This is a genomic window from Caballeronia sp. INML3B (genome assembly GCF_023631305.1).
Taxonomy (GTDB): Bacteria; Pseudomonadota; Gammaproteobacteria; order Burkholderiales; family Burkholderiaceae; genus Caballeronia; species Caballeronia turbans.
In genome coordinates, this window is record NZ_JALQDI010000040.1 from 171,417 (window position 1) to 194,648 (window position 23,232).

Annotated in this window: 20 protein-coding genes; 9 read left to right on the forward strand and 11 right to left on the reverse strand. The window is 64.3% G+C overall.

What is annotated here, in order from left to right:
• Window position 1: 1 nt before the first annotated feature.
• The 6 genes from NCS58_RS16295 (at window position 2) to NCS58_RS16320 (ending at window position 6,089) form a co-directional block, all read left to right on the forward strand.
• Window positions 2-2,737: a nitrate reductase gene (locus NCS58_RS16295; RefSeq protein ID WP_061116112.1), complete on the forward strand. Its 2,736-nt coding sequence runs from the start codon at window positions 2-4 to the stop codon at window positions 2,735-2,737.
• A gap of 295 nt (window positions 2,738-3,032) precedes the next feature.
• Window positions 3,033-3,194 (forward strand): hypothetical protein, encoded by a 162-nt coding sequence (locus tag NCS58_RS16300; protein ID WP_250490442.1) that lies wholly within the window; start codon window positions 3,033-3,035, stop codon window positions 3,192-3,194.
• Window positions 3,195-3,382: 188 nt separating this feature from the next.
• Window positions 3,383-3,733: a hypothetical protein gene (locus tag NCS58_RS16305; protein ID WP_061115961.1), complete on the forward strand. Its 351-nt coding sequence runs from the start codon at window positions 3,383-3,385 to the stop codon at window positions 3,731-3,733.
• Window positions 3,734-3,856: 123 nt separating this feature from the next.
• Window positions 3,857-4,204 (forward strand): hypothetical protein, encoded by a 348-nt coding sequence (locus NCS58_RS16310; protein ID WP_061116111.1) that lies wholly within the window; start codon window positions 3,857-3,859, stop codon window positions 4,202-4,204.
• 143 nt (window positions 4,205-4,347) lie between these two features.
• The gene (locus NCS58_RS16315; protein WP_061115960.1) at window positions 4,348-5,319 is read left to right on the forward strand and encodes a hypothetical protein; all 972 of its coding nucleotides are present in this window, start codon (window positions 4,348-4,350) and stop codon (window positions 5,317-5,319) included.
• Between the two features lie 143 nt (window positions 5,320-5,462).
• Complete coding sequence (locus NCS58_RS16320; protein ID WP_250538656.1) at window positions 5,463-6,089, forward strand: hypothetical protein; 627 nt, start codon at window positions 5,463-5,465, stop codon at window positions 6,087-6,089.
• Window positions 6,090-6,099: 10 nt separating this feature from the next.
• On the opposite strand, the gene NCS58_RS16325 is transcribed toward NCS58_RS16320, so the two are convergent.
• The 6 genes from NCS58_RS16325 to NCS58_RS16350 all read right to left on the reverse strand — a co-directional run bounded on the left by NCS58_RS16325 (window position 6,100) and on the right by NCS58_RS16350 (window position 14,898).
• Window positions 6,100-7,575: a heavy metal sensor histidine kinase gene (locus NCS58_RS16325; RefSeq protein ID WP_061115958.1), complete on the reverse strand. Its 1,476-nt coding sequence runs from the start codon at window positions 7,573-7,575 to the stop codon at window positions 6,100-6,102.
• Window positions 7,572-8,285: a heavy metal response regulator transcription factor gene (locus tag NCS58_RS16330; RefSeq protein WP_061115957.1), complete on the reverse strand. Its 714-nt coding sequence runs from the start codon at window positions 8,283-8,285 to the stop codon at window positions 7,572-7,574. Before NCS58_RS16330 ends, NCS58_RS16325 begins: the two co-directional genes overlap by 4 nt.
• A gap of 95 nt (window positions 8,286-8,380) precedes the next feature.
• Window positions 8,381-9,847 (reverse strand): efflux transporter outer membrane subunit, encoded by a 1,467-nt coding sequence (locus NCS58_RS16335; protein ID WP_061115956.1) that lies wholly within the window; start codon window positions 9,845-9,847, stop codon window positions 8,381-8,383.
• A complete protein-coding gene (locus NCS58_RS16340; RefSeq protein WP_061115955.1) occupies window positions 9,844-11,085 on the reverse strand; it encodes an efflux RND transporter periplasmic adaptor subunit in 1,242 nt (413 codons plus the stop codon). Before NCS58_RS16340 ends, NCS58_RS16335 begins: the two co-directional genes overlap by 4 nt.
• A gap of 21 nt (window positions 11,086-11,106) precedes the next feature.
• Window positions 11,107-14,292 carry an efflux RND transporter permease subunit gene (locus NCS58_RS16345; RefSeq protein WP_061115954.1) on the reverse strand — a complete coding sequence of 1,062 codons (3,186 nt, stop codon included), beginning with the start codon at window positions 14,290-14,292 and terminating at the stop codon, window positions 11,107-11,109.
• 324 nt (window positions 14,293-14,616) lie between these two features.
• Window positions 14,617-14,898, reverse strand: coding sequence for a DUF4148 domain-containing protein (locus NCS58_RS16350; protein ID WP_061116110.1), 282 nt, complete (start codon window positions 14,896-14,898; stop codon window positions 14,617-14,619).
• A 294-nt stretch (window positions 14,899-15,192) separates the two neighbouring features.
• On the opposite strand from NCS58_RS16350, the gene NCS58_RS16355 reads away from it, so the two are divergent.
• On the forward strand, window positions 15,193-16,524 hold the full coding sequence (locus tag NCS58_RS16355) for an Nramp family divalent metal transporter (protein WP_061115953.1): 1,332 nt from the start codon (window positions 15,193-15,195) through the stop codon (window positions 16,522-16,524).
• Between the two features lie 50 nt (window positions 16,525-16,574).
• Here NCS58_RS16355 and motB read toward each other — a convergent pair whose 3' ends face one another.
• The gene (gene motB, locus NCS58_RS16360; RefSeq protein WP_061115952.1) at window positions 16,575-17,555 is read right to left on the reverse strand and encodes a flagellar motor protein MotB; all 981 of its coding nucleotides are present in this window, start codon (window positions 17,553-17,555) and stop codon (window positions 16,575-16,577) included.
• A gap of 18 nt (window positions 17,556-17,573) precedes the next feature.
• On the reverse strand, window positions 17,574-18,446 hold the full coding sequence (motA, locus tag NCS58_RS16365) for a flagellar motor stator protein MotA (protein ID WP_061115951.1): 873 nt from the start codon (window positions 18,444-18,446) through the stop codon (window positions 17,574-17,576).
• A gap of 257 nt (window positions 18,447-18,703) precedes the next feature.
• Here motA and NCS58_RS16370 point away from each other — a divergent pair, with 257 nt between their 5' ends.
• Entirely contained in the window at window positions 18,704-19,522 is an 819-nt protein-coding gene (locus NCS58_RS16370) for a helix-turn-helix domain-containing protein (protein WP_250538657.1), read from the forward strand.
• 131 nt (window positions 19,523-19,653) lie between these two features.
• On the forward strand, window positions 19,654-19,926 hold the full coding sequence (locus tag NCS58_RS16375) for a hypothetical protein (protein WP_061115950.1): 273 nt from the start codon (window positions 19,654-19,656) through the stop codon (window positions 19,924-19,926).
• A 92-nt stretch (window positions 19,927-20,018) separates the two neighbouring features.
• Here NCS58_RS16375 and NCS58_RS16380 read toward each other — a convergent pair whose 3' ends face one another.
• The 3 genes from NCS58_RS16380 to NCS58_RS16390 form a co-directional block, all read right to left on the reverse strand.
• A complete protein-coding gene (locus NCS58_RS16380; protein WP_156903131.1) occupies window positions 20,019-20,186 on the reverse strand; it encodes a hypothetical protein in 168 nt (55 codons plus the stop codon).
• Between the two features lie 106 nt (window positions 20,187-20,292).
• Entirely contained in the window at window positions 20,293-21,756 is a 1,464-nt protein-coding gene (locus NCS58_RS16385) for an MFS transporter (protein WP_250538658.1), read from the reverse strand.
• 122 nt (window positions 21,757-21,878) lie between these two features.
• Complete coding sequence (locus tag NCS58_RS16390; protein WP_061115948.1) at window positions 21,879-23,171, reverse strand: MFS transporter; 1,293 nt, start codon at window positions 23,169-23,171, stop codon at window positions 21,879-21,881.
• Between the last annotated feature and the right edge of the window lie 61 nt (window positions 23,172-23,232).

Consider the following 23,232-nt stretch of genomic DNA (forward strand, 5'->3'; position numbering starts at 1 on the left):
CGTGACCAAGCCCATCATCCCGATTCAATCGGCCTCCGTCAAAACCACGTGCCCGTATTGCGGCGTCGGCTGCGGTGTGGAGGCGTCGCCGAAGAGCGCGACCGAAGTAACGATCGCGGGCGACGAAGCGCATCCGTCGAACTTCGGCCGTCTGTGCGTGAAGGGCTCGGCGCTCGGCGACACGATCGGACTCGAAGGGCGCCTGCTCAGCCCGAAGCTGCGCGGCCGGCATACCGGATCGCTCTCCGAGGTGTCGTGGGACGACGCGCTCGGCACGGTTGCGAGCGGCTTTGCGCGCATCATCGAACAGCATGGTCCGGATGCGGTCGCGTTCTATGTATCGGGCCAGTTGCTCACCGAGGATTACTACGTCGCCAACAAGCTGATGAAGGGCTATATCGGCAGCGCGAACATCGACACGAATTCGCGGCTGTGCATGTCGTCGTCGGTAGCGGGGCACAAGCGTGCATTCGGCGAAGACCTCGTGCCCCTGAACTACGAGGACCTCGAACTCGCGGACCTCGTCGTGCTGGTCGGCTCGAACACGGCATGGTGCCATCCGATTCTCTTTCAGCGCATCGTGAAGATGAAGGAGAAACGGCCGGAGATGAAGATCGTCGTGATCGATCCGCGCCATACCGCAACGTGCGAAATGGCCGATCTGCACCTGCCGCTCAAGCCCGGCAGCGACGTTCCGCTCTTCAACGGCCTGCTCGCATTCCTCGCGGAACATGGCGCGACGGATGCGACCTTCGTCGATGCGCATACCCGCGGCTTCGATGCCGCGCTCGCCGCGGCTGGACCTTCCGATCTCGCGCAAACGGCGAAGGACTGCAAGCTCGACCAACACGACCTGATGACGTTTTATCGGCTGTTCGCATGCACGGAACGTGTGGTGACGGTCTATTCGCAGGGCGTGAATCAGTCGAGCGCGGGGACGGATAAAGTCAATGGCATCATCAACTGTCATCTGGCGACGGGACGTATCGGCAAGCCGGGCATGGGGCCGTTTTCTTTCACCGGCCAGCCCAACGCGATGGGCGGCCGCGAAGTCGGCGGCCTCGCGAATACGCTTGCCGCGCACCTCGAGTTCGGCGATCCGCTGCATGGCGAGATCGTGCAGACGTTCTGGAATTCGCCTGTGATCGCGGAGCGCGCCGGATTGAAGGCCGTCGAATTGTTCGATGCAATCGAAGCCGGCCGCGTGAAAGCGGTATGGGTGATGGGCACCAATCCTGTCGTGAGCCTGCCCGACGGCGATCGCGTGAAGCGGGCACTCGAACAGTGCGAGCTCGTGGTGAGCTCGGACATCGTCGAGAAGACGGATACCAACGCGTTCGCCGATGTGCTGCTGCCCGCGCTCGGCTGGGGCGAGAAAGACGGCACCGTGACGAACTCGGAGCGGCGCATCTCGCGTCAACGCGCGTTCATTCCGGCGCCGGGCGAGGCGCGCGCGGACTGGCGAATCATGTGCGACGTCGCGCGTCGCATGGGCTTCGACGGCTTCGACTTCGCGGGGCCGCATGAGATTTTCGACGAGCACGCGCGGCTCTCGGCATATCGCAACGATGCGGCGACGGGCGTGCATCGCGCGTTCGACATCGGCGGTTTGACGGGCCTCGATCGCGCGCAATACGACGCCTTGCAGCCGACGCAATGGCCGCTGCGCTCCGTGGAAGAAGGCAGCGTTACGAGGCTCTTCGAAGATCAGCGCTTCAGTCACGCGGACGGTTGCGCGCGCTTCGTCCCGACGCCGCCGCGCCATCCCGTCAACGCGCCCGACGAAGACTATCCGCTCGTGCTCAACACCGGCCGCGTGCGCGATCAATGGCACACGATGACGCGCACCGGCCGATCCGCGAAGCTCGCGGGACACATCAGCGAATCGTTCATCGACATGCATCCGCAAGACGCGCTCGCATGCGGCGTGCGCGAAGGCGAGCTTGCGCGCGTGTCGAGCCGTTGGGGTTCGATGATCGCGCGCGTGCAACACGGCGGCGGCATGCCGCGCGGCAGCGTGTTCGTGCCGATTCACTGGAACGATCAGGTCGCCTCGGACGCGCGCGTCGGCGCGGTGGTCAATCCCGTCGTCGATCCTGTTTCGGGCGAGCCTGAATTCAAGCACACGCCTGTCGCGATCGAGAAATTTCACGTCACGTGGCACGGCTTTTCGCTCTCGCGCACCGCGCCCGATCTCGACATGGTCACGCACTGGACGCGCGTGCACGGCGCGCGACACGTGCGCTACGAGATGGCGGGCCGCAATCGCTTCGATGCATCGCATGGCGATCATCACGACTGGGCGCGTGCGCTCTTTCATATCGACGATCGACACGCGGACTGGATCGAATACGAGGACAAGAGCGCGGGCGTGTATCGCGCGGCGCATGTGGTGGATGAGCGCATCGAGAGCTGCGTGTTCATCTCCGAACGGCCCGATCTGCCCGCGCGGGAATGGCTCGCGACGCTCTTCGAGAAGGACCGGCTCGACGACGACGACCGCGCGAGCCTCCTGCTCGGCCAGCCTTCGGTCAAGGGCGAGGACACGGGGCCGACCGTGTGCTCGTGCTTCGGCGTCGGACGCAATACCATCTGCAACGCGATCCGCGACAAGGGACTGAAAACCGCCGCGCAGATCACGTCCTGCGTGAAGGCCGGCGGCAACTGCGGGTCGTGTGTGCCGGAGTTGAAGAAACTCATCGTCGAGACAGAGATGGCGCGTCTGAGCGCGGTCTGAGTTGCGCGTGTCCACCTTTCAAAATCGGACGCAGGTCGCCCGCCTTCTGCGTCGGTAACACTCCCACTATGCGGGTGAACCTTTGGAGACCCCCGTAAACAGGGCGTTTCAGGGGTGTGGCCCCGCCGAATGAGCGGTGGCCAACCAAGATTTCTCACGAATTGTTACGACGTGAAATGTAATGTTGGCTCGCCCACGCTTCGTCCGATTCATCTTCCGTACAGTCACATCAAAACGCAGGCAATTGAAAGACCAAAGCCTGCAGACAAACACAAGAAGTGATACGGGGATTGCGATGAAGAAGAACGCAAAACAAATAGACCATGCGGAAGGCCTACGCGCCACGATCCGCTCGACGGCAGCCAAGAGCCCGTCACAACTACACGTTGACCTGTTGCACGAACGGCGGCTTCAGTTGAACGAAGTCCGCAACGTTCGCACCTTGCACCGCTCCTGACCGGTTAGCCCGCGCCCAAAACGCGCCCTGCTTCCCAACGCTCGCTGATTTTCACGCTGGTTCATCGACGTGGAGTTGAAGCGGGCCTTGGAGATAGGAATGCTAAATAAATGATTTCGCTGTGCCAGCTACATACCGGCGTCGATGTAGCTGGAATTGACTGTGCGCCTACACCTGGAGACTTCACCATGCAACGCAAACTGATCGCAGCAGCAGCCGTTCTCTCCCTCGTTTCCGCCGCTGCTTTCGCCACGGGCACCTCGTCCAGCTCGAGCTCGACTTCGGGCGGCAACACCGCGGCAGCCGTGTTCGGCTACGGCTCGTTCACCGCAACCAACGCCGGCATCGCCAACGGTCACGCATCGTCGACGGCCGGCCAGGGCTTCGGCGTGACGGGCAACACGACCAACGCGACGACCGGCCACATCAACACGTCGTCGGTGGGCGGCAAGGGCTTCGGCGGTTCGACGGCAACGGGCACCTCGGGCGCCGACGCTGCTGCGAACGCCTGGAGCAAGCTGGGCGGCGGCTGGCGCTAAGCACGCGGCGACGGAGGGCGGACTTCGCCGCAACGGGGTTCGCTTATCCGCAACCGACGTGACCGTAGTTCGAAGAACAAAAAACAAAATCCAATCTTACTTGTTCGATAAGGAATGCAAATCATGAAACGCACTCTGATCGCTGCCGCACTGCTCTCGTTCGTCTCCGTCGCCGCAATGGCCACGACCACGAACTCCAGCTCCTCCTCGACCTCGGGCGGCTCGACGGCCGCGTCGGTCTCGGGTTTCGGCCATTTCACCGCCAGCAACTACGGCACGGCCAACGGCAACGCGCAATCGATCGCCGGCAACGCGTTCGGCGTGACGGGCAACGCGACCAACGCCACGACGAGCCACACCAACACGTCGAACGTGGGCGGTTTCGGTCACGGCAACGCGCAAGCGGGCGGCACCTCGGGCGCGGACGCAGCGGCCAACGCATGGAGCAAGCTGGGCGGCGGCTGGCGCTAAGCCGGCCTGAGCGCCCCAAGGCAGAGGCGGCGTCATGACGAGCGAGCGCTTGCGGGACTCCGCCTTTGCCGAACCTATAAAAAAACTCTAAGTCGTCCGGGACCGTCATGCGCCGTGGCGTCCCCTTTCTTCCGGAGCACCAAATGAACAAGACCACTTTGCAGTTGGCATGCGCGGTTCTGTTTTGCGCCGCGCAACTGGCCCACGCCGACACCACGGCCAATTCCTCGTCCGGCTCGGTTTCGGGTTCGACGTCCACGGGTATCGGCCAGGGCGGCGGTTCGAGCCTGAACAACATCGGCACGTCGGCGAACTCGACGGCCAACACCAGTTCCAATTCCTCGTCGGTGGGCGGCCTCGGCGTCGCGACGGCCAGCGGTGGCCGTTCGTCGGCACAGGGCGGCTCGTCGAACGTGAACATCTCGCTGTCGATGCCGCAGCTCACGAATTCGGGCACGGATGCGAGCGGCACCGACGCGACCGGCAAGGCGGCGAGCGGCCCCGGTTCGAGCGCGTTCGACACGCGCACGACGGTCGATTACAACCAGAGCTCGTACTCGGTGCGCACGACGCCGTCGATCGCGGCGCCCGCGCTCACGACGACGCTCTCCGACACCTGCATGGGCTCCGCCAGCTTCGGCCTGTCGATCACGGGCTTCGGCGCGACCGGCGGCACGACCCTCGTCGATCAGGCATGCGTACGTCGTCTCGATGCACGCGAATTCCGCGCGATGGGCCTGACCGATGTCGCGCTGGCGCTCCTGTGCCAGAGCGACGCGAACCGCCGCGCAGTCGAAGCGACGGGCCATCTGTGCCCGGGCACAACCACGCCGCTCGCGAAGTCGGGTGCTGACGCCGTGCTGTCGGACGATGAAAAGTATCGCGACCCGCTGGTCCGCGCGCGCCTCGGCTTGCCGGTGACCGCCGCGAACAATCCGGAAGTCAACATGAAGACGCAGGACGACGCGAAGCAGGCTCAGCCGGCGCCCGCGAAGCGGGTCGCGCAGCCCACGCCCGTCGCGGCCCGCGTGTACGATCAGACTGACGGCGCGAACGGCGTCGAAGTCGCGAGCGCGCCGATCGGCGAGAAGATCGAAGTCTCGCTGGTGAAGTGACGAAGCACCAGGTCCAATGGCGGAGTGGCGCCGTTAAACAGAAGAGACGCGCCTGTGACAACAGGCCGTCTCTCCCTTTGAAGGGTTGGCTCTGAAAGACTGGTCCCGGAGAGTCAACCCTCGTTTTCCCGCTGAGGCATGCGATGAAGAGTCACACGAAAATGGCGGCCATCGCGCTCGCGGCGAGTGCGGCAGTCTGGATGATGCCGATGAGCGCGCACGCCGATGCGAACGCCGGCGTGATCTGGGCCGCGAATCCGGTCGGTGTGCAGCCGATGCCCGATGCGCACGCGCTCGCGCTCTTGCCTTCGAGCGGCTATGTGCCCTTGCAGAGCTCGGGCGGAAAGTGCCTGCTCGTCGCGCGGCGCGGCACGCAGATCGTCGCGGTGGAATTGTCGCCGCTCTCGGTCGGCGCGAAAATCGTCGGCTGGAAGCCGCAGGAGATCGACATGAGCACGCTCACGTCGAAGTGGGGCTACCAGCCTCCGAAATCGTCGATCGATACGAAGAGTTTCGGCAATCCCGTCACGAACACGATCGCGGAACAGGGCAAGACCGATACGTCGAAGGGCGGATCGTATGCGCGCGCGAGCAGCTGGAGCAACAACAACGTCGAGGCGCATAGCAGCGCGAGCGCGTCGAGTTCGGGCGAGACCGAAGCTGCCGAGTCCGTGACGGTGAACGGCAAGACGTACCGCAAGTACAGTCATTTCAAGCCGGCGACGGCTGAAGCGCCGGTGGCCGCATCGGACGAATACTTCTGTCAGTGACGCGCGCGCGTCATGTCGTGGCCGACTTGGCTTCGACGACCGGCGGCACGGGCAAGCCCGGATCCTGCGCGGCACGCGCTTCATTGCCGAAGCGCGCGACCGAGAACGAGAACGTGTTGATGCCGTGCTCGCTCGTCGCCGACACCGTGCCGCGATGCATTTCCGCCACCGCCTTCACGATGGCGAGGCCGAGGCCGTGATTTTCACGGCTGTTCGTGCGTGAGCTTTCCGCGCGGTAGAAGCGGTCGAAGAGATGCTCCTTGACATGCGGCTGGATCAGCTCGCCCGGATTGGCCACCGCGATGCGGATGCGTCCATGTTCGCGCGTGATCGAGACGGAAATGGTCGCACCCGGCGCGCAATGCTGGATCGCGTTCATCACGAGATTGGACAGCGCGCGTCCGAACAGAGACGTGTTGACGAAAGCGCGTGCATCGCCGGTTGCGACCGCGCGGACCTGCGCTTCTTCCAGCGGAATTTCCAGAAACTCGAGCGTGCGGTTGACCTCGGCCGCAAGCGACACTTCGACGAGGCCCGTCGCGCGCTCGCCCTGATCGGCGCGCGCCAGGAACAGCATGTCGTTGATGATCGCGCGCACGCGCTCGAACTCTTCAAGATTCGATTGCAGCGTGTGACGCAACTCGTCGATCGAGCGGTCGCGCGTCAGCGCCACTTCGGTCTGACCGATGAGAATGGTGACCGGCGTGCGCAGCTCGTGCGCGACATCCGCGTTGAAGGATTCGAGCCGGCCGTATGCGTGATCGAGCCGTTCCAGCGCGCCGTTGAAGGACTTCGCGAGATCCTCCAGTTCCATCGGCAGCGCGTGCGTGTTGAGGCGTTGCGAGCGATTGTTCGGGCTCAGCTTCGATGCGTCGCGTGTGAGGCGGGCAAGCGGTGCGAGCCCGAGGCGCGCGACCGAATAGCTCAACAGCAGCACCGCGACGGTCGACAACGCCATGAACGCCGCGAGCGCGAGACCGAAGGCGCGCATCGTGTGGACGTTGGGGGAACAGTCGATCGCGACGAAGAGTTGCAAGGGCGGCCTGTCCGCGTTGGGCGGAATCGTCAGCGTGGTCATCAGCATGTCGTAGGCGCGGCCTTCGGGACGGAAGCGCGCATAGCCGCCCATCACACGTTTGATGACGTGGCCCGCGGGCGGCGAGCCGTATTCGAAGCGCGGATCGTTGCTGGAGACGGCGAAGAGCGTGGAGCCATCGCGCGGCGTGATGTCGGCGAGTTTCTCCTTCGCGATCTTCCATTTATCCGGGTTCGATACGTGCGTGACGATGAGCCGCGCAACTTCCGCGCGATTGTCGAGCGAGTCGCGCAGATGCTGCTCCAGTTGCACGCGCAGCACCAGGAAAAGCCCTGAGCCGACGAGCGAAAAAACGAACAACGCGACGAGCGCGAACATCACGGCGAGGCGCCGCGCTATGGAGCGCTGCGTGCGTGGTTCGTCCGGTGCCGATGCCCGCTGCGTATTCATGATGGTCTCGCGTCTTCCCTTGTTTCGCGCGTGTCGCGGGCTTCGCGCACTTCGAGCACGTAGCCCATGCCTCGCACGGTATGCAGCAGTTTCGTGCGGAACGGTCCGTCGAGTTTCGCGCGCAGCCGCTTGATCGCCGTCTCGACGACGTTCGTGTGGCTTTCGAAATCGACTTCCCAGACGAGCTCGGTGATCGCGGTCTTCGAGAGAATGTCGCCGTGGCGGCGTGCGAGCACGGAGAGCAACTGGAACTCCTTTGCGGTGAGATCGAGCCGCACGCCATCGCGTGTCGCACGGCGGCCGATCAGATCGACATACAGATCGCCGACGGAAATGAGCGTCGATTCCTGCGCGCGCGTGCGGCGTGCGAGCGCATGCAAACGTTCGACGAGCTCGAGGAACGAGAACGGCTTCGTCAGATAGTCGTCCGCGCCTTCACGCAACCCGCGCACGCGATCGTTGATGTGATCGCGCGCGGTGAGCATGATGACCGGCGTCGATTTCTGCAGTCGCAGCGCTTTCAATACCGCGAAGCCGTCGCGTCTTGGCAGCATCACGTCGAGCACGATCACGTCGTAGTCGTATTCGATGGCGAGATGCGTGCCTTCCTCGCCATCCATTGCGATATCGACGACCCAGCCTTGCTCGGTCAACCCCGAGCGCAGGTAATCCACCACTTTGTGTTCGTCTTCGACTATCAGGACTTTCATGCCTGGCACCTGTGCGCGTTCAGTGTGTGCTTACCGTGTTGTTCAACTGCTTACTATACGAGTCTCGCGGGCATCCTGCTTACGTTTTCTTCGCATCAGCGCGCGGGCGTCTTGTCCGTGGCGCTTGCCACGTCCTCGTCTTCGTGCGCCGCGTCATTCGCGTTCCACCCGCCGCCCAGTGCCTTCACGAGCGCCACCGACACGGTGCGCTGCTGCCCGTGAATCTGCACATCCTGACGCTCGCTCGTGAGCAATTGCTGCTGCGCGGTGATCACGTCGAGATAAGCGACGAGGCCGCCCGAATAGCGATCGTTCGCGAGGGACAGCAATCGTTGCGCATCGACGACGGCCGCGTGCGATTGCTTCTGCGCGCCGTCCAGCACCGACAATCCGACGATGCCATCCTGCACTTGCTGAAACGCGCCGAGCACGGTCTGCCGATAGTTCGCGACGGCCGCGACATAGCCCTGGTTCGCGAAGTCGACCGCGGCCGAGCGCCGTCCGCCATCGAAGACGACCTGGCTCGCCATCGTGCCGATGGTCCACAGAAGACTCGGCGCGGAAATCAGGCTGGAGAGCGCCGTGCTTTCCCAGCCGATGGTCCCGTTCAACGTGAGGCTCGGGAAGAACGCCGCCTTCGCGACGCCGATCTGCGCATTGGCGGCAGCCATCGCGCGTTCGGCGGAGGCGACGTCGGGCCTGCGCTGCAACACGTCGCTCGGCACGCCGAGCGGAAGGGGCGGAAGCGGCCGCTCGGTCAGCGCGGGCGCGATCGAAAACTGCGGCGCGGGCGTGCCGACGAGCGCGGCGATGGCATGCTCGAATTGCGCGCGCTGATTCAGAAGCAGTTGCGCCTGCACGCGCGTCTGGTCGAGCTGCGCCTGTTGCTGCAAGACGTCAAGGCCGGATACTGCGCCCAGATCGTGTTGCGCTTGCACGTAGTCGAGCGCTTTCTTCTGAAGATCGACGGAGCGGTTCAGCACATCGATTTCGGCGTCGAGCTCGCGCATCGAGAAGTAGTCGCTGGCGAGGTCGGTGGTCAGCACGAGGCGCGCGTTCGCGAGATCGTCGCCCGACTGGTCCGCCGACGCGCGGGCGCCTTCCACCTCGCGCCGAATGCGGCCGAAGAGGTCGATGTCGTAATCGACCGAGGGCGCGAGCTTCAGATCGTTTTGCACGGTGGAGCTGTTCGGCGTCGCGTAGTTGTTGACGGGCCGGTTCCTCGAGATGCGCGAGCGCGACGCGTTCGCGCCGAGATCGATCTCGGGCAGCGCGAGCGCCGACGTCTGCGCAAGCGTCGCGCGTGCCTGGGCGTAGTGCGCGCTCGCGGCGGCGAGTGTCTGGTTTTGGGCGAGCGCCTGCGTTTCGAGGCCGTTCAACGTGACGTCGTCGAATGCCTGCCACCAGTCGAGCGCGAGCGGCGCATGCGAGGGCTCGCCCACGCGCCAGTATGAATCCGTCTTCCATCTCGGCGGCGTGTCGGCGACCGGCCGGCGATAGTCAGGCCCGACGGTGCACGCGGCGAGCATCGAAACGAGCGTGATGCACAGCGCGGCTTTCATGATGCGGCCTTGTTGCCCGAAGCGGGCTGCTGTTGCTTCTGCTGCGGCGCGATCACGACATGATCGCCGTCCGCGACCGAATCGCTCGGGTTGATGATGACCTTGTCCGTCGCCTCGATGCCGCTCTCGATTTCGAGCGATTGCCCGAGATCCTGTGCGATCACGATCTTGTGCAGACGCACGTGCCCATTTGCATCGACGACCGCGAGGCGCGGGCCTTCCGAGCGAAACAGCAGCGCATTGCCCGGCACCAGCAGGCGCGCGTGCGCGGTCGCGGGCAGCGCGACCTGCACATACGCGCCGGGACGCAGACGGCCATCGGGATTCGGCAGCGTCACTTCGATCTGCAGCGAGCGCGTGGGCACGTCGATCGCGCCGGAGATGTGCGTGATCCTGCCGTGAAACTGCTGGCCGGGCAGTTCCGCCTGCGTGACCGTCACGTCCTGTCCGACCGAGACATTCTGCGCATACGCCTGCGGCAACTGCACGAAGACGCGCAACGGATCGGACTGCGCGAGCGCGAAGAGCGCGCGGCTCGTGCCGCTGCCCGCATCGATGAGATCACCGACATCGACGTTGCGTTGCGTGACGACGCCCGCGAACGGCGCGACGATGCGCTTGAACGATTCGAGCTGACGCAGGCGCTTCACGTTTGCATCCGCTGCGGCGAGGTTGGCGACGTCCTGGTTGTAGGTGCTTTGCCGTTCGTCGAGTTCCTGTTGAGACACTGCATCGCGCTGACGCAACTGCTGCCAGCGTTCGAGCGAGCTCTTCGCGAGGCCGAGGCTCGATGCCGTCTGATCGCGTTGCGCGACCGCTTGCGCCAGCTCCTGATCGATCTCGGGCGTGTCGAGATCGGCGAGCAACTGGCCTTGTTTCACGCGCGTGCCGATATCGACATACCAGTGCAGCAGATAACCTGTTGCGCGGGCGTAGATCGGCGATTCCACGAAGCCGCGCAGCGTGCCGGGCAAGGTCGTTTCACCGCCGCCGTCGGTTTGCGTCGGCAACACGACATTCACATACTGCTGTGCGTTCTGTTGCGTGCGCGAGGCAATCGAGCGGCTGTGCAGCACATCGGTGACGACGGTGCGCGCCGCGCCGATCGCGAGCAACGCGAGCACGATGACGAGCGCGATCTTCGCGCGCTTCCATTCGACATGGCGCGGCGGCAGCGCGGGCCCTTCGTTCGGGTCGCGAGCGGGAATCGCAAGCGATGCGTGGTTCTTTTCGGTCATGTTCGTCGGGATGCTGTGATGTCAGTGTTGGCCGCTGCCGTCTTCATGCTGCCCGGGGCCCTTGCGCGCGGCGCGGCGCGCGAGGCGCGCATGGATGCCCGCGAAGACGAGCGGCACGAAAAAGAGTGTGGAAACCGTTGCGAAGAGCAGCCCGCCGATCACGGCGCGGCCGAGCGGCGCGTTCTGCTCCGCGCCTTCGCCGAGACCGAGCGCCATCGGAATCATGCCGATGATCATCGCGAAGGCGGTCATCAGCACGGGGCGTATGCGGCTCGCGCCCGCTTCCAGCGCGGCGGTGAGCGCCGGCATGCCGGCGTTCAGACGCTGACGCGCGAACGAGACCATCAGAATGCTGTTCGCGGTCGCGACGCCCATCGTCATGATCGCGCCGGTGAGCGCCGGCACGCTCAGATGCGTGCCGGTGAGGAAGAGCATCCAGACGATGCCCGCGAGCGCGGCGGGCAACGCACTCACGATGATGAGCGGATCGATCCACGACTGGAAGTTCACGACGATCAGCAGATACACGAGCACGATCGCCATCGCTACGCCCAGCCCGAGACCGAAGAACGACGTGCGCATCGTCTCGACCTGGCCGCGCACGACGATCTGGCTGCCGCGCGGAAGCGTCTTGCGCGCTTCATCGACGAGAGAATTTACCTGGCGCGCGACGCCGCCGAGATCGCGCCCTTCGACGCTCACGAAGAGATCGATCACGGGCCGGATGTTGTAGTGCGTGACCACCGCGAACTGATTCTCCGGCGAGATGCGCACGAGATTGCCGAGCAGTTGCGTCGGGCCGTTGATCGATGCGGACACGGGCGTGCGCAGCAGCTCGTCGATCGACGAGACCTGATACTGGGGCGTCTGCACCGCGAGGTTGTACTCGACGCCATTGCGTGGATTGAACCAGAAGCCGGGCGCCGTCTGCGAGCTTCCCGACAGCGAGACGAGCACGTTCTGCGCGACGTTGCTTGCGGAGAGATTCAGTTGTTGCAGGCGCGTGCGATCCATCTGCAGGTTGATCGCGGGTTCGTCGAGCTTCTGCTGGATGTGCGTGTCGACATTGCCGGGAATCATGCGGACCTGCTTCATCAGCTTGCTTGCGACTTCGAAGTTCGCTTGAGCGTTCTGCCCTTGAATCTGCACGTCGATGGCGGCGGGCAGACCGAAGTTCAGGATCTGCGTCACGATGTCCGCCGGCTGAAAGAAGAACTCGACGCCGGGAAAGCGGCGCGGCAGGAGCGCGCGCAGTTGGTCGATGTATTTCTGCGTCGGCGCGTGATCGGGATTGAGCGCGACCTGGATTTCGCCGTCGAGCGTGCCGATGGTTCCCGCATTGCTGTACGAGAGATTGATGCCGCTATAAGGCAGGCCGAGGTTATCGAGTATCGTGGCGAGTTCGTCCTGGGGCACGATCTGGCGCACGACCTTTTCGACTTCGTCCGCGAGGCGCGCGGTTTCCTCGATGCGCGTGCCGGTCGGCGCGCGCATGTGCATGCGGATATCGCCCGCATCGACGCTCGGGAAGAAGTCCTCGCCGAGCACGAACACGAGCGCCGTCGAGAGCAGGCAAAAGCCGAGAAAGAGCGTGGCGAACAGGCGCCTTTTCACGAGCAGCGTCGACAGAATGACGATGTACGCGCCGCGCATGCGCTCGAAGCCGCGGTCGAAACGACGATGCATGCGCATGAAAAGATTCGGCTTCGCTTTCGCATCGGGCGCGTGGGCGTGTCCCATCAAAAGCATTGCCAGCGTCGGAACCAGCGTGCGCGACAGGATGTACGACGCGATCATCGCGAACACGACGGCTTCCGCGAGCGGCACGAACAGGAACTTGGCGACGCCGGTGAGAAAGAACATCGGCACGAACACGATGCAGATGCACAGCGTCGAAACGAGCGCGGGCACCGCGATTTCACCCGCGCCTTCGAGAATCGCGTCGTGCAGATTCGTGCCCAGATGCAGATGGCGTTCGATGTTCTCGATGGTCACCGTCGCGTCGTCGACGAGAATGCCGACGGCGAGCGCGAGGCCGCCGAGCGTCATGATGTTGATGGTCTGCCCGAGCGCATGCAGCACGATCAGCGACGAAAGAATCGAGAGCGGGATCGAGATCGCGATGATGCAGGTGCTGCGCCAGTTGCCGAGAAAGAGCAGGATCATCGCGGCGGTAAGCGCGGCGGCGATCAGCGCCTCGCGCACCACGCCCTGCACGGCGGCCTTCACGAATACGGACTGATCGAAGAGCGCGCTGATCTTCAGATCCGGCGGCAACGATGCGCGCGCTTGCGGCAAGAGGTCTTGCAGCGTGTTGACGATGGACAGCGTCGACGCGTTGCCGTTTTTCAGCACCGAGATCAGCACGCCGCGATGCCCGTCCTGCCGCACGATATTGGTTTGCGGCGAGAAGCCGTCGCGCACGTGCGCGACTTCGCGCAGATAAGTCGTCGCGCCGTTGAGGGTGCGCACGGGAATGTCGTTCAGGCCCGCGACGGTCGCGGGGGAACCGTTCATGTTGATCGTGTATTCCCTCGGGCCGATCTTCGCGGTGCCGGTCGGCAGGATCAGATTCTGCGCGTTGACGGCCTGCACGACATCGGTCGGCGTCAGGCCCTTGGCGAGCAGTGCGCGCGTGTCGAGATCGACGGAGATGAGACGCGTCTTGCCGCCATACGGATAAGGCACGGCCGCGCCGGGAATCGTCACGAGTTGCGGGCGCAGGAAATTGAGCGCGGTGTCGTTCAGATCCTGCTCGGACTGCTTCGGGCTGGAAAGGCCGAGCTGGATCACCGGAATGCTCGACGCCGAATAGCTGATGACGAGCGGCGGCGTCGCGCCCGGCGGCATCTGCTTCAATTGCGCCTGCTCGACGGCGACGGTCTGGGCGATCGCGGTCTGGATGTTCGCCGTCGGTTGCAGAAAGAGCTTGATGATCGCGATGCCGGGCAGCGATTGCGACTCGATATGCTCGATGTTGTTCACGGTGGTCGTGAGACTGCGCTCGTTGACCGACGCGATGCGATTGGCCATGTCCTGGGAGGACAGACCCGTGTAGTTCCAGATGATGCTGACGACGGGAATATCGATTTCGGGGAGCACGTCCACCGGCGTCGTCACGAGGACGAAGGGCGTCGCCAGCAGAATCATGATGGCCATCACGATGAACGTGTAGGGCCGTTTAAGCGCAACGTTGACTATCCACATTGAGTCGTTCGGAAGATGCTGGGGAAGGGCGCTGCGAAAGAGGCAAGTGCGGCGAGCGAGGCGTGCGGTTCGCCATGCGTGTCGCTATGGTAGTGGCCGGGTGCCAACGACAATATGACTTGAATATGGCGCGTCTGTCAGATTAGGCGAATTGAAAGCAAGCTTGCGAAAGCGCGCGGAAGGGTCGGGCGCCTGCTTGAAAATGATGGGAATAGCGGGGGCTGAGCGCAGGTAACGCTCTATGTCGCGTAGCGAGACGGCGCGGGATCATTCGCGGTCGATGGAAGCCGCGCGTGTCTCTTCTTGATGGGAATGACCGTCCGCTTACTGCGGCGTCTGTCCGAGCGGTGTCGTCGACATCGTGCGTCCTGAAGACGAGCTACCCTCCGTGGATGCGCCATAAGCGCCAAGCGAGCCGACCTTCGCTTCCGCTGCCTGGATGTCGGCCGGATAGAAGGCGTCGCGTTCGGACGGGTTATAGCCGGCTTGCTCGACGCGTTGCAGATCCTCTTTGACCTGTGCGCGTGTCAGGCCGTCGGACTGTGCGAGCGCGGCAAGCGGTGCGGCAGCGAGCGCGACGATGGCGATGCGTGTGACCAGTTTCATGGCGTACTCCTCATGCGAGTGAAGGATGAACGCGGCGTGCGGTTGCGCGATGTGCAGCGTCGGCACGCTTACCACAGCCACCACTGGATTCTATGTGCGTCACGGTGACGACATGCTGGCGAACGAATGGCGTTTTCGTCAGATTGGAGCGCACGCTGCACACGTCTGTGATTGCGTGCAGCCGATGATAGACTCGCCCGCGTGAGGCGGTTTGTAAGCCACTTAGAAGCACATCGTTCGCAGCTTGTCCGCGTACGTGATGTTGTCCCCAATATCGCATCAGGAACCGATAAATTGCCTTTCAATCTGCCGACCACCGCCACCGCGCCGTTTTGTCCATCGGAAGTCAAAGGCTCGGTGGCCGTTTCGCCGGGCGCGCCGCTCTGGAAGAAGCTCTTGCAATTCGCGGGGCCGGGCTTGCTCATCTCCATCGGCTATATGGACCCGGGCAACTGGGCGACGGATATCGAAGCCGGATCGCGTTACGGCTATAGCCTGCTCTTCGTGGTCATGCTGTCGAGCATCGCGGCGATGGTGCTGCAATGTCTCTCGATGCGGCTCGGCATCGTCACGGGAAAAGATCTTGCACAGTTGTCACGCGAGCGCTATGCGAAACCAGTCGCGAATGCGCAATGGATGCTGGCGGAGTTGTCGATCATCGCGTGCGATCTCGCGGAGGTGCTGGGCGGCGCGCTCGCGTTTCATCTGCTGTTCGGGGTTTCGCTGATATGGGGCGTGGTGCTCACCGCGTTCGATACGCTCATCGTGCTCGGCCTGAAGGGCAAGAACTTTCGCGATCTCGAAGCGATCATGCTCGGGCTCATTGCAACGATCGGCGTGGGTTATGTCGTCGAGCTCGTGCTCGTCAAGCCGCACTGGCCATCGGTCGCTGCGGGGCTCGTGCCTTCGATTCACGCGTTGAGCGAGCGCGAGCCGCTCTATCTCGCGATTGGGATTCTCGGTGCGACCGTGATGCCGCATAACCTGTATCTGCATTCGTCGATCGTGCAGACGCGCGTCGTGAATCGCGATGCGAAGAGCCTTGCTTCGGCGATCACGCTGTCGCGGCTCGACACCATCGTGTCGCTCATGCTTGCGCTGCTCATCAATGCGGCGATCCTGATACTCGCGGCATCGGCGTTTCATGCGACCGGGCATACACAAGTCACGGAAATCGAGGATGCGTACAAGTTGCTCGCACCGATCGTCGGAACGGGGCTTGCCGCGATTCTCTTCGCGGTGACGCTGTTTGCTTCGGGACAAAGCTCCACGTTCACCGGGACCATCGCGGGGCAGGTGATCATGGAAGGGTTCCTGCGCCTGAAGATTCCTTGCTATCAGCGAAGGTTCATCACGCGTGCGCTCGCACTTGTGCCGGCGTTGATCGGCGTCTATGTGATGGGCAACGGGGCAGTCGGGAAGCTGCTCGTCGCGAGTCAGGTCGTGCTCAGCCTGCAGTTGCCGTTCGCGCTCTATCCGCTCATCAGGATGACGAGCGATCGAAGCCTGATGGGGACGTTCGCGAACAAGCCGCATATGAAGCTCGTCGCGTGGCTGCTGTTTGCCGTGATCAGTGCGGCGAATCTCTGGCTGGTCGTGCAGACGGCTGCGGAGTGGATCGGCTGAACGAAAAAGCGCCATGCACTCGTCGAGTACATGGCGCTTTGACCGAAGCCTTATTTCACGATCACCGCCGGCGCATTCGACCTCGCTGCCACTGCCGCCGGAATCGCCGCATCGACAGGGCGCGTTTCATCCACCGTAGTGCGTCCGCCATCGCGGAAGAACGCCTGCTCGGCCGCCTTGTTCAGAACGAGAATACTGATGCGCCGATTCGTAGGCTCATCGACGACATCCTTGTTGAGCGGCAGCACGTCGGCCAGCCCGCGCACCTGCAATACCTTGCTTTCCTTCATGCCCCCCGCAACGAGCGCGCGCCTTGCGGCATTGGCGCGCTCGCTCGACAGCTCCCAGTTCGAATAACCGGCCTGACCGCCCGAATAGGCGACCGCATCCGTATGCCCCGCGATCGACACGCGGTTATCGACATCATTCAGCGACGCGCCGATGTTGGTCAGAATCGTCGTCACATAGCCTTCGAGCTTCGAGCTGCCGGAAGCGAACATCGGCCGCTTGAGCGAATCGACGATCTCGATGCGCAATCCCTCGCTCGTGATGGCGATGCGAATCTGATCCTTGAACGCGCGCAACGCGGGCATCTGCTCGATGAGCGCCATCAGCTTCTGCTTGAGCTGCTGCAGCTTCTGCAGGTCGTCCTTCGCGACGGCCGCGCGTGCGATCGATTGCGGCACGGGCTGCGGCTGACTCTTGTTGCCTTCGCCCGGACGCGAGCTCGACAGATCCTTGCCGCCGCCCGTGATGACGCTCGTATGCGCCGAGGCGCCGCCATCGTTGCCGAACAACGCGGAGAGCGGCGTATTGAAGTACTGCTCGATGCCTTCCTTGTCGTACTTCGAGGTCGAGCCGAGCAGCCACATCAGCAGAAAGAACGCCATCATCGCGGTGACGAAGTCGGCGTAGGCGATTTTCCACGCGCCGCCATGATGCCCGTGGCCGTGCGCCTTCTTCTTGCGCTTCACGACGACGGTAGGCGCGAGCACCGATTGCAGCGGATCGCGTGATGGTTTCTCAGCCATGATGTCTATGCCGTGACGTTACGAAGCCGACTTCGGCATCTTGGTTGCGCGCACCGCGTCGTCGAGTTCCTTGAAGCTCGGACGGTCGGCGGTGAAGAGCACCTTGCGGCCGAACTCGACAGCTATCGTCGGCGCATAGCCGTTCATCGATGCGAGCAGCACGGACTTCACGCACTGGAACGGCTTCGCTTCAGCCGCGCCCTTGGCGTTGAGCAGATCCGCGAGCGGGCCGATGAAGCCATAGGCCAGCAGAATGCCGAGGAACGTGCCGACGAGCGCGCCCGCGATCATCTCGCCGAGCACCGCGGGCGCGGCGCCGACCGAGCCCATCGTGTGCACGACGCCCATCACCGCCGCGACGATGCCGAACGCAGGCAGGCCGTCCGCCATCTTCTGGATAGCATTGGCCGCGACCGAGCTTTCCGTGTGATGCGTTTCCAGCTCCTCGTCCATCAGATCCTGCATTTCGAGCGCGTTGACGTTGCCCGCCGACATCATGCGCAGATAGTCGACGATGAAGTCGAGAAGATGATGATCGGCCATCACGTGCTCATACTTCTGAAAGAGCGGGCTGGACTCGGGCGCGTCGACATCGGCTTCGAGCGCCATCATTCCTTCCTTGCGCGCCTTTTGGAGCAGCTCGTAAAGCAGCGCGATCAGGGCGAGGTATTTCTCCTTGGTGTATCCGCCGCCCTTGAAGGCCTTCGGGATGGCTTGCAGGGTCTTCTTGAGCGTGGCCGTCGGATTCGATACGACGAACGCGCCGATGGCCGCGCCGAAAATACACAGCAGCTCGAACGGTTGCACGAGGGCGGCGAGGTGACCGCCCACGCCGATAAAACTCCCGATCACCGAGCCGATGACCAGGACCCATCCGATGATGACAAACATGATTTCTCCGCAGATGTCCGGCGCCGCGGGCCGTGCGTGCCCGGATCGAGGCGCGCACGGCTCGCGACGCATTGTTCGCTTGTTGAGGAGCTTATCGGCTTTTATTAGCAAGACATTAAGGGGAGGCGCGCAATTTCTTCTGCGCAAATGTTTGCGCAGTAAAACTTGCGCTCGTTCGTCTGCGGACAGAAACCGAACATCGCGATTACGCCGCAGGTAATGGATTCGATGCACGCGCTTCGTCTAACATCGGCGACATGAACTCGACCCTCGCACGCGCCGACGTCCAATCGAGCGTCGGCACACTGTTGCGCGAATGGCGGCAGCGCCGACGCATGAGCCAGCTCGATCTCGCGGGCGTCGCCGATGTGTCCACGCGCCATCTGAGCTTCGTCGAATCGGGCCGCTCGCTGCCGAGCCGCGAAATGCTCATGCGCCTCGCCGAGCGACTGGACGTGCCGCTGCGCGCGCGCAACACGCTGCTCGTCGCGGCCGGTTATGCGCCGTTGTATCGCGAGCACGCGCTGGCCGATCCGCAACTCGCCGCCGCGCGGCGCGCGGTCGATCTCGTGTTGAAGGGGCACGAGCCGTATCCGGCGCTCGCCGTCGATCGTCACTGGACGATGGTCGCGGCCAACGCGGCTTTCGCACCGCTCGTCGCATCGGCGCATGCGCAACGGCTCGCGCCGCCGGTGAACGTGCTTCGCCTGTCGATGCATCCGCAAGGCCTTGCCGATGTCATCGACAACTGGCACGAGTGGCGTGCGCATCTGCTTGCCCGGTTGCGCCGGCAGATCGACGTCTCGGGCGATGCGACGCTTGCCGCGCTCTTCGCGGAACTCGAGGCGTATCCCGCGCCTGCCCATGCCGGGCACGCGGCGCGGGCGGAAACCGACCCGGTCGTCGTGCCGTTGCGCATGCGTACGCAATACGGCGTGCTGTCGTTCTTCAGCACGACGACGGTCTTCGGCACGCCGGTCGATATCACGCTGTCCGAGTTGGCGATCGAGGCATTCTTTCCCGCCGACGACGCCACCGCCGCCGTCCTTCGAAAACTCGATGATGCAAGACGCTGAACTTGCGCCGCCGTCCGCATGCTTACAGAATTGAACCTAGTGAACGTGCGCGGATCAATGAAAAGGCAGGCTGCGCGCCGCACGGTGCGCAGCCTGTGTCAGCTTTTGTCCAACCAACGCGGAAGGCAGCGATGATTCAAACATTCGAGCAGGTAATCGGCGGGCAAAAGATGCAGTTCTGCGCGAGCATCGCGGAAGGCGGCGGACCGGCGCGCGTCATCATCAGCCGCGCGGATTCGGCGGAGTCGCTCGTGATCGTCGAAGCTGAAGGCATCATCGGCGCGATCAAGGCGGAAGTCGAAGCGCCCGATACGCTCGTCGCCGATGCCGTGCGCAAGGCGCAGCAGGAAGCGCTGATCGAGCGCGCGCTGGAAACCGGCACCGTGCAGACGACGAGCCTGTAGCGTTTCAGCCCAGTCCACAGAAGAATGCCCGCGCGGCTTTTGCGGCCGCGCGGGCATTGCTTCGTGTGCGCGCCCATTGGCTGTTGAGCGGCTCACATGCGCGGCTCGCCGTTCTTCGGATCGGCGGGCACCATCGGCGTGGCGGAATCGGGTCCATCGGGCATGTCCGGGTCGTCGGGGTTCGGCGGGGCGTCCGGGTCGAGCAGCTTGTCCGGGTCCGGTTCGAGCGGCTCTTCGGGGGAGCGAGGCATCGTCGACATGGTGATCTCCTGAATCTTCCTTCGAGTGATGGATCGGCGCGCGCTCTCGGTTTTTCAGCGTGCTTCGGCCGAAGTTCGCAACGGACGTACCTGCCGCCGCCCGTCCTCATTCCGCCTCTTCGGGAAGCGCACCGCACGCGGGTGTCGCGGCTTCCCGTTTCGCGCTCGCCGGATTGTTCACATGACGCGCGATCAGCGCCGCGCCCAGCAGGAGCGCCACGGAAATCCACGCCGACGAGCGCACCGCATCGACGATATGTTGCGCGTTCGCCGCGCCGTCGCCGTGCGCCGCGAGCGCGCCGAACGCCGCGACGCCGATCGAGCCCGCCGCCTGCCGCGCCGTGTTGAGGACCGCCGACGCCGTGCCGGCGCGCTCGTGGCCGACGGTGCCGAGCAACGCGGTCGTCATCGCCGGGACCGCGAGGCCCATGCCGGACGGAATCAGCAGGAACGGCACGAAGAGCGCGGCCGTGGGCGTCGTCGCATCGACGAAGGCGAGCGCGGCGAAGCCCGCGGCGTCCAGAAGCGCGCCGCCGATCATCGGACCGCGCGAGCCGAAGCGCGCGACCACGGGGCCGCTCGCCAGGTTCGAGATCAGGAAGCCGCCCGTCAGCGGTAGGAACGCGAGACCGGTTTGCAAGGGCGTGTGCCCGAGCACGCGCTGCAAGTACAGGCTCAAAACGAACACCATTCCATAATAGGTAAGATTCACGCCGATACCGAAGACGACGGCCGCGCTGAACGTGCGCTCGGCGAAGAGCGAGAGCGGCAGCATCGGCGCGCGGCTTCTGCGTTCGACCGCGATGAACCCGCCGCCCGCCGCCAGGGCGAGCACGAGTCCGCCGGTCACGAGCGGATGCGCCGCGCCGAGCGGACGCAGTTCGATCACCGCGCCGACGAGCGCCGCAAGCGCGACGATCGCGAGCGCCTGGCCGGGCAGATCGACGCCGCGCGCATGCCAGGCATCTTTCGCGCGCGTCTTCCCGACCCACGCGAGCGTCGCCGCAATGCCCGCCGCGCAGATCGGCAGATTGACCCAGAAGATGCTGCGCCAGCCGAACGCCGCGATCAGCACGCCGCCGACGATCGGGCCCGCCGCGATCGACACCGCGCCCGCCGCCGTCCACAAGCCGACCGCACGCGCGCGCAAGCGCCGGTCATGGCCGCATGCCGCGTTCAGGAGCGCGAGCGAGTTCGGCAGCATGCCCGCCGCGCCGATGCCTTGCAGGGCGCGCGCGGCGATCAGCTCCGTCGCATCGCGCGAAAAGGCGCACGCGAGCGACGCAAGCGCAAAGAGCGCGAGGCCGCCGAGGAACATGCGCCGCGCGCCGAAGCGGTCGCCGAGCGAGACCGCGGAGAGCATGAGCGCGGCAAAGGCGAGCGCGTAGCTGTCGACGGTCCATTGCAGGCTCGCGACACTCGCGCGCAGATCGTGTCCGATGCTCGCGAGCGCGACATTGACGATCGAGACATCGAGCTGAGAGACGACGAAGGCGACGCTGGTCGCCGTGACGACGAGGATCTGTCGCGCGGACAGATGCGTGCCGGATGAGGAAGGGTTCGCGTTCATGCCGTCTATCGTAGGCGCGTCGCGCGTTCGATGTTTCGGCCTCGCCTGAAACGTGAAAGTCGAATGAAAATGGCGCGCCGGGAGAGCGGCGCGCCATTTTTTGCAGCGATGTCAACGCTGAATCAGCGGGCTTCCTTGAAGAAGAGCGTCGTCAGCGCGCCGAGCGCGCACAGTGCGCCGACGTAGAGCGCGGGCGCCATCGGGCTCGATTTCATCATCAGCGAGACGACGATCGGCGTGAGTCCGCCGAACACCGCGTACGCGACGTTGTACGAGAACGAGATGCCCGAGAAGCGCACGGCGGGCGGGAAGGCCTTCACCATCACGAACGGAATCGCGCCGATCACGCCGACGAAAAAGCCCGTGAGCGCGTACCACGGCAGCAGCACGGAGGCATCGACGGCGACCTGCCGGAACATCAGCCAGTACGACACCGCGAGCGCCACGCCGCCGATGAAGATCGTCTTGCCCGCGCCGATGCGGCCCGCGATCGCGCCCGCGATCACGCAGCCGATCGTGAGGCAGAGCGTCGCCGCGCAGTTCGCGACGAGCACCGTCGCCGGCGCGATGTGGAATTGCTTCTGCAGCAAGGTGGGCGTCATCAAAATAACGACGACGATCGCCGCCGAGAGCATCCACGTGAGCAGCATCGAAACGATCACCGCGCGGCCGTGGTCGCGCAGCACCGCCTTGAGCGGAATCTCCGCCGCGAGCGACTTGCGCTTCTGCAACTCGGCGAACACCGGCGTTTCATGCAGCCAGCGGCGCAGATAGACGGAGCACAGGCCGAACAGGCCGCCGAGCAGGAACGGCAGACGCCATGCGAAATCGGCGACTTCGGCAGGCGCGAACGACTTGTTGATCGCCGTGGCGATCAGCGAGCCGAGCAGGATCCCGGCCGTCAGACCGGCCGTAAGCGTGCCGCACGCATAGCCGATATGGCGGCCCGGCACGTGCTCGGAGACGAACACCCACGCGCCCGGCACTTCGCCGCCGACCGCCGCGCCCTGCATCACGCGAAACAGGAGCAGCAGCACGGGCGCCATCAGGCCGATCGACGCGTACGTCGGCAACAGGCCCATCAGGAGCGTCGGCACGGACATCAGCAGCACGGAAAGCGTGAACATGCGCTTGCGGCCGAGCAGATCGCCGAAGTGCGCCATGACGATCCCGCCGAGCGGACGCGCGAGATAACCGGCCGCAAAGATGCCGAAAGTCTGCAACTGACGCAGCCAGTCGGGAATCGACGGCGGAAAGAACAGTTGGCCGATGACCGGCGCGAAGAACACAAAAATGATGAAGTCGTAGAACTCGAGCGCGCCGCCGAGCGCGGCCAGCGTGAGCGTCTTGTAGTCGCCGCGCGTGAGCGCACGGCCGGCCGCGCGAGGGGCGTCGGACAGAGGTGTTGCCTGCATCGGAAAAAGGGACCCGTGAGTGAAAAAGCCACGCATGACGCGCGGTAGGACGAGGCTTCGC

Excerpts from the sequence above, each read along its gene's own strand:
- NCS58_RS16350 (WP_061116110.1), bottom strand. The coding sequence starts at position 14,898 with ATGAAACTGGTCACACGCATCGCCATCGTCGCGCTCGCTGCCGCACCG.
- NCS58_RS16315 (WP_061115960.1), top strand. The coding sequence starts at position 4,348 with ATGAACAAGACCACTTTGCAGTTGGCATGCGCGGTTCTGTTTTGCGCC.
- NCS58_RS16335 (WP_061115956.1), bottom strand. The coding sequence starts at position 9,847 with ATGAAAGCCGCGCTGTGCATCACGCTCGTTTCGATGCTCGCCGCGTGC.
- NCS58_RS16390 (WP_061115948.1), bottom strand. The coding sequence starts at position 23,171 with ATGCAGGCAACACCTCTGTCCGACGCCCCTCGCGCGGCCGGCCGTGCG.
- NCS58_RS16385 (WP_250538658.1), bottom strand. The coding sequence starts at position 21,756 with ATGAACGCGAACCCTTCCTCATCCGGCACGCATCTGTCCGCGCGACAG.
- NCS58_RS16325 (WP_061115958.1), bottom strand. The coding sequence starts at position 7,575 with ATGAATACGCAGCGGGCATCGGCACCGGACGAACCACGCACGCAGCGC.
- NCS58_RS16380 (WP_156903131.1), bottom strand. The coding sequence starts at position 20,186 with ATGTCGACGATGCCTCGCTCCCCCGAAGAGCCGCTCGAACCGGACCCG.
- motB (WP_061115952.1), bottom strand. The coding sequence starts at position 17,555 with ATGGCTGAGAAACCATCACGCGATCCGCTGCAATCGGTGCTCGCGCCT.
- NCS58_RS16300 (WP_250490442.1), top strand. The coding sequence starts at position 3,033 with ATGAAGAAGAACGCAAAACAAATAGACCATGCGGAAGGCCTACGCGCC.
- NCS58_RS16370 (WP_250538657.1), top strand. The coding sequence starts at position 18,704 with ATGAACTCGACCCTCGCACGCGCCGACGTCCAATCGAGCGTCGGCACA.
- NCS58_RS16310 (WP_061116111.1), top strand. The coding sequence starts at position 3,857 with ATGAAACGCACTCTGATCGCTGCCGCACTGCTCTCGTTCGTCTCCGTC.
- NCS58_RS16305 (WP_061115961.1), top strand. The coding sequence starts at position 3,383 with ATGCAACGCAAACTGATCGCAGCAGCAGCCGTTCTCTCCCTCGTTTCC.
- NCS58_RS16320 (WP_250538656.1), top strand. The coding sequence starts at position 5,463 with ATGAAGAGTCACACGAAAATGGCGGCCATCGCGCTCGCGGCGAGTGCG.
- NCS58_RS16375 (WP_061115950.1), top strand. The coding sequence starts at position 19,654 with ATGATTCAAACATTCGAGCAGGTAATCGGCGGGCAAAAGATGCAGTTC.
- motA (WP_061115951.1), bottom strand. The coding sequence starts at position 18,446 with ATGTTTGTCATCATCGGATGGGTCCTGGTCATCGGCTCGGTGATCGGG.
- NCS58_RS16345 (WP_061115954.1), bottom strand. The coding sequence starts at position 14,292 with ATGTGGATAGTCAACGTTGCGCTTAAACGGCCCTACACGTTCATCGTG.
- NCS58_RS16330 (WP_061115957.1), bottom strand. The coding sequence starts at position 8,285 with ATGAAAGTCCTGATAGTCGAAGACGAACACAAAGTGGTGGATTACCTG.
- NCS58_RS16340 (WP_061115955.1), bottom strand. The coding sequence starts at position 11,085 with ATGACCGAAAAGAACCACGCATCGCTTGCGATTCCCGCTCGCGACCCG.